At 70.3% G+C, this 10,500-nt stretch carries 12 protein-coding genes; 4 read left to right on the top strand and 8 right to left on the bottom strand.

The features are described 5' to 3' along the window. The first annotated feature begins 17 nt into the window (after positions 1-17). Positions 18-1,544, top strand: a complete 1,527-nt coding sequence (locus AB7U92_RS13710; RefSeq protein WP_428577666.1) for a fumarate hydratase — start codon at positions 18-20, stop codon at positions 1,542-1,544. On the opposite strand, the gene AB7U92_RS13705 is transcribed toward AB7U92_RS13710, so the two are convergent. The 7 genes from AB7U92_RS13705 to AB7U92_RS13675 all read right to left on the bottom strand — a co-directional run bounded on the left by AB7U92_RS13705 (position 1,531) and on the right by AB7U92_RS13675 (position 6,714). Further along, the gene (locus AB7U92_RS13705) at positions 1,531-2,832 is read right to left on the bottom strand and encodes an RNA polymerase sigma factor (protein ID WP_428577664.1); all 1,302 of its coding nucleotides are present in this window, start codon (positions 2,830-2,832) and stop codon (positions 1,531-1,533) included. The two genes, AB7U92_RS13710 and AB7U92_RS13705, sit on opposite strands and share 14 nt — an antisense overlap. Next, positions 2,832-3,242, bottom strand: a complete 411-nt coding sequence (locus tag AB7U92_RS13700) for a VOC family protein (protein ID WP_428577662.1) — start codon at positions 3,240-3,242, stop codon at positions 2,832-2,834. Before AB7U92_RS13700 ends, AB7U92_RS13705 begins: the two co-directional genes overlap by 1 nt. A gap of 11 nt (positions 3,243-3,253) precedes the next feature. Next, positions 3,254-3,679, bottom strand: coding sequence for a YciI family protein (locus AB7U92_RS13695; protein ID WP_428577661.1), 426 nt, complete (start codon positions 3,677-3,679; stop codon positions 3,254-3,256). 115 nt (positions 3,680-3,794) lie between these two features. Further along, a complete protein-coding gene (locus AB7U92_RS13690) occupies positions 3,795-4,157 on the bottom strand; it encodes a YciI family protein (RefSeq protein WP_428577659.1) in 363 nt (120 codons plus the stop codon). Between the two features lie 20 nt (positions 4,158-4,177). Further along, positions 4,178-5,071, bottom strand: coding sequence for a site-specific tyrosine recombinase XerD (gene xerD / locus AB7U92_RS13685; protein ID WP_428577656.1), 894 nt, complete (start codon positions 5,069-5,071; stop codon positions 4,178-4,180). Positions 5,072-5,123: 52 nt separating this feature from the next. Beyond that, positions 5,124-6,092 carry a tripartite tricarboxylate transporter substrate binding protein BugE gene (locus tag AB7U92_RS13680; protein ID WP_428577654.1) on the bottom strand — a complete coding sequence of 323 codons (969 nt, stop codon included), beginning with the start codon at positions 6,090-6,092 and terminating at the stop codon, positions 5,124-5,126. 40 nt (positions 6,093-6,132) lie between these two features. After that, complete coding sequence (locus tag AB7U92_RS13675) at positions 6,133-6,714, bottom strand: chalcone isomerase family protein (protein ID WP_428577652.1); 582 nt, start codon at positions 6,712-6,714, stop codon at positions 6,133-6,135. Between the two features lie 143 nt (positions 6,715-6,857). Between AB7U92_RS13675 and AB7U92_RS13670 the strand changes: the two genes are divergently transcribed. Beyond that, positions 6,858-7,760 carry an AEC family transporter gene (locus AB7U92_RS13670; protein WP_428577649.1) on the top strand — a complete coding sequence of 301 codons (903 nt, stop codon included), beginning with the start codon at positions 6,858-6,860 and terminating at the stop codon, positions 7,758-7,760. A 6-nt stretch (positions 7,761-7,766) separates the two neighbouring features. Here the strand turns inward: AB7U92_RS13670 and queG are convergent, their stop codons facing one another. Then, positions 7,767-8,849 carry a tRNA epoxyqueuosine(34) reductase QueG gene (gene queG, locus AB7U92_RS13665; protein WP_428577646.1) on the bottom strand — a complete coding sequence of 361 codons (1,083 nt, stop codon included), beginning with the start codon at positions 8,847-8,849 and terminating at the stop codon, positions 7,767-7,769. Between queG and tsaE the strand changes: the two genes are divergently transcribed. Next, the gene (gene tsaE, locus AB7U92_RS13660; protein WP_428577643.1) at positions 8,850-9,314 is read left to right on the top strand and encodes a tRNA (adenosine(37)-N6)-threonylcarbamoyltransferase complex ATPase subunit type 1 TsaE; all 465 of its coding nucleotides are present in this window, start codon (positions 8,850-8,852) and stop codon (positions 9,312-9,314) included. Continuing rightward, positions 9,311-10,500 (top strand): N-acetylmuramoyl-L-alanine amidase (locus AB7U92_RS13655; protein ID WP_428577640.1); only part of this gene is annotated, 1,190 nt, incomplete at its 3' end. The genes tsaE and AB7U92_RS13655, both read left to right, overlap by 4 nt.

The raw sequence follows: 10,500 nt of genomic DNA, 5'->3' as shown, positions 1-10,500 counted from the left end.
CCAGAACGGACCCCGCCATGACCACCACCATCCGATATGCCGACCTCGTCGACAGCGTCGCGGCCGCGCTGCAGTACATCAGCTACTACCACCCGGCCGACTACATCGAGCACCTGGCGCGCGCCTATGCCAGCGAGCAGAGCCCGGCGGCCAAGGACGCGATCGCGCAGATCCTGACCAACTCGAAGATGTGCGCCGAGGGCCACCGGCCGATCTGCCAGGACACCGGCATCGTCAATGTCTTCCTCAAGATCGGCATGGACGTGCGCTTCGAGGGCTTCCCCGGCAGCATCGAAGACGCGGTCAACGACGGCGTGCGCCGCGGCTACCTGGACCCCGACAACACCCTGCGCGCCTCGGTGCTGTCCGACCCGCTGTTCGATCGCAAGAACACCAAGGACAACACACCGGCCGTGATCCACATGACGGTGGTGCCGGGCAACACGCTCGACGTGACGGTGGCCGCCAAGGGCGGCGGCAGCGAGAACAAGAGCAAGTTCATCATGATGAACCCGAGCGACAACCTGGTCGACTGGGTGCTCAAGACGGTGCCGACCATGGGCGCCGGCTGGTGCCCGCCGGGCATGCTGGGCATCGGCGTCGGCGGCACCGCCGAGAAGGCGATGCTGCTGGCCAAGGAGGTGCTGATGGAGCCGATCGACATGTTCGACCTGCTCCAGCGCGGCCCGAGCAACAAGCTCGAGGAACTGCGCATCGAGCTGTACGAGAAGGTCAACGCGCTGGGCATCGGCGCGCAGGGCCTGGGCGGCCTGACCACCGTGCTCGACGTGAAGATCGCCACCTACCCGACCCACGCGGCCAGCAAGCCGGTGGCGATGATCCCCAACTGCGCCGCCACGCGCCACGCCCACGTGGTGCTCGACGGCTCGGGCCCGGCCTACATGGATCCGCCCAGCCTCGACCTGTGGCCCGACGTGCACTGGCAGCCCGACTACAACCAGAGCAAGAAGGTCAACCTCGACACGCTCGCCAAGGAGCAGGTTGCCAGCTGGAAGCCGGGCGACACGCTGCTGCTGTCCGGCAAGATGCTCACCGGCCGCGACGCCGCGCACAAGCGCATCCAGGACATGCTGGCCAAGGGCGAGAAGCTGCCGGTGGATTTCACCAACCGCGTCATCTACTACGTCGGCCCGGTCGACCCGGTGCGCGACGAAGTGGTCGGCCCGGCCGGCCCGACCACGGCCACGCGCATGGACAAGTTCACCGAGATGATGCTGGCGCAGACCGGCCTGATCGCGATGATCGGCAAGGCCGAACGCGGCCCGGTGGCCATCGAGGCGATCAGGAAGCACAAGAGCGCTTACCTGATGGCGGTGGGCGGCGCGGCCTACCTCGTGTCGAAGGCGATCAAGAAGTCGAAGGTGGTGGGCTTCGCCGACCTCGGCATGGAAGCGATCTACGAGTTCGAGATCGCCGACATGCCGGTGACGGTGGCCGTCGATGCCCAGGGCATCAGCGTGCACAACACCGGGCCGAAGGAGTGGCAGGCGAAGATCGGCAAGATTCCGGTCACGGTCGCCTGAGCGCGGCGTCGGCCATCGCGCGGGCGCGATCGAGCAGCAGTTCGCGCTCGCGCAGGTTGGCCGCGAGCGCAGCCGCCCGCTCGAACTCCGCCCTCGCCTCCTCCGGCCGGCCGAGCTTGGCGAGCAGGTCGCCGCGCACGCTCGGCAGCCACTGGTAGTTCTTCAGCGCCGGCTCGGCGAGCAGGGCATCCACCAGCGGCAAGGCTTCGGCCGGGCCGAAGGCCATCCCCACCGCCACCGCGCGATTGAGCGCCACCACCGGTGAAGGCGACACCTCGGCGAGCGCGTCGTACAGGGCGACGATGCGTGGCCAGTCCGTGGCCTGCGGCGTGGCCGCACGGGCGTGGCAGGCGGCAATGCCGGCCTGCAGGGCGTAGGCGCCGAGCGAATCGCCACGCGCACCACACAGCGCCTCGGCGCGCTCCAGCGCCGCCAGGCCGCGGCGGATCAGCAGCCGGTCCCAGCGGCCGCGGTCCTGGTCCATCAGCAGCACCGGCCGGCCTTCCGCGTCGATGCGCGCCGCCGATCGCGAGGCCTGCAGTTCCATCAGCGCCACGAGCCCGTGCACCTCGGGCTCGTCGCCGGCCAGCCCGGCCAGCACGCGGCCGAGCCGCAGTGCTTCCTGCACCAGCGCGGGCCGCATCCAGTCGTCGCCCGCGGTGGCGGTGTAGCCCTCGTTGAAGATCAGGTAGATCACCTCCAGCACCGAGCCGAGGCGTGCACGCAGTTCATCGCCGCGCGGCACCTCGTAGGGCACGCGCGCCTCGGCCAACGTGCGCTTGGCGCGCACGACGCGCTGCGCGATGGTCGGCTCGCTGGCCAGGAAGGCGCGCGCGATCTCGGCGGTGGTCAGGCCGCCGAGCAACTTGAGCGTCAGCGCCAGCCGGGCCTCGAGCGAGAGCACCGGGTGGCAGGCGGTGAAGATCAGCCGCAGCAGGTCGTCGCCGATCTCGTCGGCACGCTTCGCATCCAGCGCATCGACGAAGTCGGGCACCACCAGGGCCTGCTGCGCCTCGAGGTCGAGGCCGATCTCCTCCAGCTTGCGCGCCAGGTTCTGGTCGCGGCGCAGGCGGTCGAGCGCGCGGTGCTTCGCGGTGGTCATCAGCCAGGCCCCGGGGTTGTCGGGCACGCCCTCGCGCGGCCAGTGCTCCAGCGCGGCGATCAGCGCGTCCTGCGCCAGATCCTCCGCCAGGCCGACGTCGCGCACCAGGCGCGCCACACCTGCCACGATGCGCGAGCGCTCGATGCGCCAGACCGCCTCGATGGCGCCGTGCGTGGCCTGCGCCATCAGCCCTGCGGCGGCGCGGCGTTCGGGTCCATCCAGAACACCTCCCACTGGTGGCCGTCAAGGTCCTCGAAGCCGTGCTGGACCATGAAGCCATGGTCCTTGCGTTCCACCGGCGCGCGCCCGCCGGCGGCCAGCGCCTTGGCGACCATCTCGTCGACTTCGGCGACGCTTTCGCACGACAGCGCCACCAGCACCTCGGTGCTCTTCTTAGCGTCGGCGACGGGCTTCTTGGTGAAGCCCTGGAAGAAGGGTTCCGACAGCAGCATCGCGTAGATGTCGTCGGCAATCACCATGCACAGCGCCTTGTCGTCGCTGAACTGCGGATTGAAGGAGAAGCCCAGCGCGGTGAAGAAGGCGCGCGTGCGCGCCATGTCCTTGACCGGCAGGTTGACGAAGATCTGGCGTGCCATCGCGGCCTCCTTCAGCGTTCGCCGGTGCCCAGGCCGATCTCGCGCATGCGGTCCAGCGCGGGGTCGGTGCCGAAGTCCTCCAGCTCGTAGAGCCGGCGCACCTCGATCTCGCAGTCCACGCCCTCCGGGAAAGGGCGCGGGAAGCGGCGCGACCACTCCAGCGCCTCCTCGCGCGAGCGCACCTGGATGATCGTGTAGCCGGCGATCAGCTCCTTGGTCTCGGCGAAGGGGCCATCGGTCAGCACCGGCCTGGCATGGCCGCCCCAGCCGATGCGCCAGCCCTCGGAACTCGGCCGCAGGCCGGAGCCGTCGAGCAGCACGCCGGCCTTGGCCAGTTCCTCGTGGTAGCTGGCCATGTCCTGCAGCAGCTTCGGGTCCTCGGGCATGATGCCCGCCTCCGACATGGGTGTGGCCCGCACGATGATCATGTAGCGCATGGGTGCTCCTTGCAGTCTGCGGCGGAGCCCTTTGCCCCGCTCATCCCCACGACGAACGGTGTCCGGCGTTTTCGACAGGCCGGCCGTGAACCGATTCAGGCCGACTCAGGCCGACTCAGACCGATTCGTCGAAACAAGGCGCCAGCGGTCGGACTTCCACCGGGCACCACTGCGCCGCCGGGCAGTCGGCGGCAATGGCCAGCGCCTCGTCGCGGCTGGCCACGTCGATCATGAAGAAGCCGCCGATCATCTCCTTCGCCTCGGCGAAGGGGCCGTCGACCACGCTCACTTTCTCGCCCTGGCGCTGCACTCGCGCGGCCTGGGCGTGCGACGCGAGCGACTCCACGGCGACCAGTTGCCCGCGCTCGCGCAAGCGTTCGCCGAAGGCCTGCATGGCCGCGTAGGCGGCCTCGCCTTCGGCACGCGTGCGGGTGGCCCGCTGGCCGGGCGGCTCGACGATCAGCAGCATGTAGCGCATGGGCGCGAGGTTAGCGCAAGTCAAGCACGCGGGTGATGCTGGGCATGCAACGACTTGAGACGCTCGCGCGCCACGTGGGTGTAGATCGTCGTGGTGGAGATGTCGGCGTGGCCGAGCAGCATCTGCACCGCGCGCAGGTCGGCGCCGTGGTTGAGCAGGTGCGTGGCGAAGGCATGGCGCAGCGTGTGCGGCGACAGCGGCACGTTCACCCCGCCGCGCAGCGCATGGGCCTTGATGAGCTTCCAGAACATCTGCCGCGTCATCGGGCCGCCGCGCGCGGTGACGAACAGCGCGTCGCTGGCCTGCCCCTGCAGGATCTCGCCGCGCGCCTCGGCGAGGTAGCGATCCAGCCAGGCCCGCGCTTCCTCGCCGAAGGGCAGCAGGCGCTCCTTCGATCCCTTGCCGGTGACGCGCAGCGCGCCGTCGGTGAGCGACAGGTGCACGGTCTTCAGCGTCACCAGCTCGCTCACCCGCAGGCCGCTGGCGTACATCAGCTCGAGCATGGTGCGGTCGCGCAGGCCCAGCGGCGTGGCCACGTCGGGCGCGGCGAGCAGCGCCTCCACCTGAGCCTCCGAGAGCGTCTTGGGCACGCGCAGCGGCGCCTTGGCCGTGCTCATCTTCAGCGTTGGGTCGGCGCTGACCAGGTGCTCGCGCAGCGCCCAGCGGAAGAAGCGCTTGAACACCGTCAGGCGGCGGTTGGCCGAGCTGGCCTTGCTGCCGGCGTGCCTCGCCACCGCGTAGCCGAGCAGATCGGCCTCGGTGGCAGACACCAGCTCGCGGCCGTGTTCGCGCGCCAGCCACTCGGCCAGCATCGACAGGTCACGCCGGTAGGCCGCCAGCGTGTTGGGGGCCAGGCCGTCCTCGATCCACAGCGCGTCGGCGAAGCGGTCTATCGTCTCGGTGCTCGGGGTCATCAACGGAAAAGCCACCCGCAGGTGGCTTTCGGGGATCGCTCGGAGCGGGAGATTACAGCGAGAGCTTCTGCTGCGCGACGACCTTCTTGTACACCGCCAGCTCGGCCTTGATCTGCTCGGCGAACTCGGCCGGCGTATTGCCGACGATCAGCGAGCCGGTCGCCTCGATTTTCTGGCGCACGGTCGGGTCCTGGAGCGCGGTCATCGCGGCCGCGTGCAGCTTGTCGACGATTTCCTTCGGCGTGCCCTTGGGTGCCAGCAGTCCGTAGTAGGCCATGCGGTTGACCGGCTCCAGCCCCATCTCCTTGAAGGTCGGCACATTGGGCAGCGCGGCCAGTCGCTGCGGCGCGGCGACGACGATGGGCACCAGGCGGCCGTCCTTCACGAACGGCAGCGCCGAGGGCAGGTTGTCGAAGATGATCGGCACCTGGCCGGCCACGGTGTCGTTCAGCGCCGGGCCGGCGCCGCGGTAGGGGATGTGGGTGATGAAGGTGCCCGACAGGCTCTTGAACAGCTCGGTCTGCAGGTGGCCGATGCCGCCGGTGCCCGAGCTCGCGTAGCTGTACTTGCCCGGGCTGCTCTTGACCACCTGCATGAAGGTCTTGTAGTCCTTGGCCGGGAAGCTCGGATGCACCGCGATCAGGTTGGGCGTGGCTGCGATATTGGTGATGGCCACGAAATCGGCCACCGGGTCGTAGGGGATCTTCGGGTTGATGGCCGGGTTGGCGGCGGTGGTCGACACCGTGGCCATGCTCAGGGTGTAGCCGTCCGGCGCGGCCTTCACCACCTCCTGCGCGCCGATCACGCCACCGGCACCGGCCTTGTTCTCGACCACCACCGTCTGGCCGAGCGCCGCGCCCATCTTCTCGGAAATGATCCGCGCCACGATGTCGGTGGTGCCGCCCGGAGCGAACGGAACGACCAGCCGCACCGGCTTGCTCGGGAAGGCCTGGGCCCAGACCGCGGGCGAGGCGCCCAGCATGGCCAGCGCGGCCGCAGCGAGGAGGTTTCGACGAAGCATGGGTGGTTCTCCTTTTGAGGGTTGAGAGCAGGGAGCGAGACTAGGTGGAGGGCTGGCCGAGCAGACCGGCCTTGAGCCTCTTGTCGACCGGGTCGGGGCCGATGAAGATCTTGAGGATGGCGGCGTAGAAGGGTTCGCCCGCGAACGGCTCGCCCTGCGCCTTGCCGTTGACGCTGAGCACCAGGCCGCGTGCGGGCAGCCAGTCGAGGTCGACCACGTCGCCCTTCTTCAGCACGCCCAGCGCCAGCACGGTGCGGTCAAAGCGCTCGATGCGGTCGGCCAGGGCGTCGCGCTCGGCGACGCTGAGGTTGCGCTTCATGCCCTTGCCGAAGGCCTTCGCGAACTCCTTGGACTCGACCTCGACCATCATCTTCATGCGCACCCGCTTCGGGCCTGGCGCGGCCAGCGCGGCGTCGGCGGTGCGGGCGGTCCGGCCGAGGTAGAGCCCCGCCGCGTAGCCCTTGAACCAGGCCACGGCACGCAGGCCCACGCCGTTGAGCACCAGTTCGGTGTCGGCCAGCCGGATGCGGTCGTCGAACTGCTGGCCCTCGATGACGGCGGCCTGAGCGCCCATCGAGGCGGCGAGCAATCCGGTCAGCGCGAGCGTGCGAAGTCGATTCATCGGGGCTTGGTGCTTGGGCGATCGAGGAGGTTCCAGGGGCCGCCTTCAGAGGCGATGCTGCACCAGCGGCGGACCACCCCGGCTGTGGGAATCACGCACAGGGTCTGCCCTGAGTCGGATGCGCCCGCTGGCACACTCGGATCATGCCCGATGCCTTGCTGTTGCTGCCCGATTTCACCCTGATCGTGATCGGCTGGCTGGTCTGCCGCCATACGCCGCTGAACCGCCCAGTGTGGGACGGTGTCGAGCGGCTGGTCTACTACCTGCTCTTTCCGGCCCTGCTGTTCAGCGCCATCCTGCGCTACCCGCTGCAGCCCGCGGCGGCTGCTTCGCTGGCGGCCTGCGGGCTGGGCGTGGTGGCACTGGGCGTGACGCTGGCCTATGCGCTGAAGCGATGGCCCGGCGTCGACCCGAAGCTGCACGCCTCGGGCGCGCAGGTGGCCTTCCGCTTCAACTCCTACGTGGCCCTGGCGCTGGCCGAGCGGCTGGCCGGCATCCAGGGCGTGGCCTGGGTGGCGCTGCTGGTGGCGCTGTGCGTGCCGCTGTGCAATATCGCCGCGGTGTGGCCGCTGGCGCGCCATGGCGGCCACGGCTTCTGGCGCGAGCTGGCGAAAAACCCGCTGATCCTGAGCACCGCTGCCGGCCTCGCCTGCAACCTGCTTGGCATCCGCCTTCCGGACCTCGCCACCACCACGCTGGTGCGCATCGGCGGGGCAGCCCTTCCGCTGGGCCTGATGGCGGTGGGTGCCGGGCTGACTTTCGGCGGCCTCAAGCGTGCGCCCTGGCTGGCCGGCGCCTTCCTGTCGATCCGCCACGCCATCCTGCCGGCCGCGGCGATCGCGATGAGCATTGCGCTGGCCATGCCGCCGGCACAGCAGGCCATCGTGGTGGCCTTCGCGGCCCTGCCCACCGCGTCCAGCGCCTACGTGCTGGCCGCCCGCATGGGCGGCGACGGCAGCTTCGTGGCCGGCCTCGTCACCCTGTCCACGCTGATCGGCATGGCCGGCCTGCCGCTGGCCCTGCTGGCGCTGCAGGCGCTGGCCTGAGGGCATTCAGCGCGGCGCCAGCGCCCAGGCTATGTGCTCGCGCAGCAGCTCGCTGCTGCCCTCGCGCGCTGCACGCAGCGCCTGGGCGATGCCGGCGTCGAGGCCGGCGCGCAGCGCGTTGCCCATCGCCACCGCCAGGTTGCGCTGCCAGCGGGCGTGGCCGATGCGGCGGATCGCGCTGCCCTCCGTGCGGCTCAGGAACTCGGCCTCGCCCCAGCGCCAGAGTTCGAGCAGCGTCGCACTGTCGAGCGGCTCGCGCACGTCGAAGTCGGGCAGCGTCGATCGCCGCGCGTACTTGTTCCAGGGACAGACCAGCTGGCAGTCGTCGCAGCCGTAGATGCGGTTGCCCATCGCCGCGCGCAATTCGACAGGGATCGGCCCGTCGTGCTCGATGGTGAGGTAGGAGATGCAGCGCCGCGCGTCGAGCCGGTAAGGCGCCACGATCGCCTGCGTCGGGCAGATGTCGATGCAGGCGCTGCAGCTGCCGCAGTGCGGCTCGACCGGCGCGGTGGTCGGCAGCGGCAGGTCGACGTAGATCTCGCCGAGGAAGAACATCGAGCCGCCCTCGCGGTGCAGCGCCAGCGTGTGCTTGCCGCGCCAGCCGATGCCGCTCTTCGCGGCCAGCTCGACTTCCATCACCGGCGCCGAGTCGGTGAAGACGCGGTGGCCGAACGGGCCGACGACCTCGGCCAGCCGGTCGGCCAGACGCTGCAGGCGCTGGCGCAGCACCTTGTGATAGTCGCGGCCGCGCGCATAGATCGACACGGCCGCCTCGCCGGGACGCGCCAGGCGTTGCCACTCGATCGCCTGCCAGCCATCGGGCGTCGATCGCGGCAGGTAGTCCATGCGCGCGGTGATCACGCGCAGCGTGCCCGGCACCAGCTCGGCCGGCCGCGCGCGCTTGAGGCCGTGCGCGGCCATGTAGGCCATCGAGCCGTGGAATCCGTTGGAGAGCCAGTCGACGAGACCCGCTTCCGCGGAACCCAGGTCCACGTCGGCGACTCCGATCTGGGAAAATCCCTCCGCCTCGGCCCATCCGCGCAGTTGCGCGAGCAGGGCCGGCCCGTCCAACTCGCGATCGACGCTCATTTGACGATTCTAGGAAGCCGCACGCTGCACTGGGCCGACGAGGCCGATTGCGAGGCCACCGCCCGCGCCCTGGCCGCCGTGCCCGCCTTGCGCGACGCCTTCGTCGAACTGCACGGCCCGCTGGGCGCCGGCAAGACCACCTTCGCCCGCCACCTGCTGCACGCGCTCGGCGTGGCCGGCCGCGTGAAGAGCCCCACCTATGCGGTGATGGAGCCCTACGAACTGCCCGGCGGCATGGTCTGGCACTTCGACTTCTACCGCTTCAACGATCCGCAGGAGTGGGAGGACGCGGGCTTCCGCGACGTCTTCGCCAGCCGCGGCCTCAAGCTCGCCGAATGGCCGGAGAAGGCCGAGGGCCTGCTGCCCGAGCCCGACCTGCGCCTGGACATCGAGCCGCTCGCGCATGAAGCGCGGCAGGTGACGCTCGCGGCGTGCACGCCGCGCGGCATGGAGTTGCTGCCATGAGCGCGACGCGACGTCACGCCCTGCGCACCATGGGCTCGCTGGTGCTGCTGCTGGGCAGCGCCGAGATTGCGCGCGGCGCCAGCATCGTCGCGGTGCGCGTGTGGCCGGCCGACGAATACACCCGCGTCACCATCGAATCGGACACCGCGCTGACCGAGCGCCACTTCCTGGCCCAGAACCCGCCGCGGCTGGTGATCGACATCGACGGACTGGAACTGAGCCCCGCGCTGCGCGAGATCGTCGGCAAGGTGCAGTCCGACGACCCCTTCATTGCCGGCGTGCGCGTGGGCCAGAACCAGCCGCGCGTGGTGCGCCTGGTGATCGACCTCAAGCAGGCCACGGCGCCGCAGCTGTTCACGCTCGCGCCGGTGGCGGCCTACCAGCACCGCATGGTGTTCGACCTCTACCCCACGCAGGAGCGCGACCCGCTGCTCGCGCTGATCGAGGAGAAGCAGCGCTCCGAGCAGCAGGCCGCGCAGGCGGTGCAGGATGCGCTGGGCGAGTTCATCGGCCGCATGGACAAGCCGCCGCTGGCCCAGGCGCCGGCCCCGCGCGCGCCCCAGCAGACACCGGCGCCCAAGCCGCTGCCGCCGATGGCCAAGGAGAAGATCGACCGGCTGATCGTGGTCGCGCTCGACCCCGGGCACGGCGGCGAGGATCCGGGCGCGGTCGGCCCGACCGGCCTGCGCGAGAAGGACGTCGTGCTGGCCATCGCGCTGGCGCTGCGCGAGCGCATCAACGCCCGGCCCGGCATGCGCGCCATGCTCACGCGCGATGGCGACTTCTTCGTGCCGCTGCAGGACCGCGTGCGCAAGGCGCGCCGCGTGCAGGCCGACCTGTTCGTCTCGATCCATGCCGATGCCTTCATCAACCGCCAGGCGCGCGGCGCCTCGGTCTACGTGCTCAGCGACGGCGGCGCCACCAGCACCGCGGCGCGCTGGCTGGCCGACAAGGAGAATGCCGCCGACCTGGTGGGCGGCATCAACGTGAAGAACCGCCACGCCGACGTGATGCGCACGCTGCTGGACATGAGCACCACCGCGCAGATCAAGGACAGCCTCAAGCTCGGCCGCGAGGTGCTCGGGCGCATCGGGCGCGTCGGCAAGCTGCACAAGCCGCGGGTCGAGCAGGCCGGCTTCGCGGTGCTGAAGGCCCCGGACGTTCCGTCGATCCTCGTCGAGACCGC

This window comes from Piscinibacter sp., assembly GCF_050175855.1.
Taxonomy (GTDB): Bacteria; Pseudomonadota; Gammaproteobacteria; order Burkholderiales; family Burkholderiaceae_C; genus Piscinibacter.
Note: the sequence above shows the minus strand (reverse complement) of the source record. Positions and strands in the feature narration are given on the sequence as shown.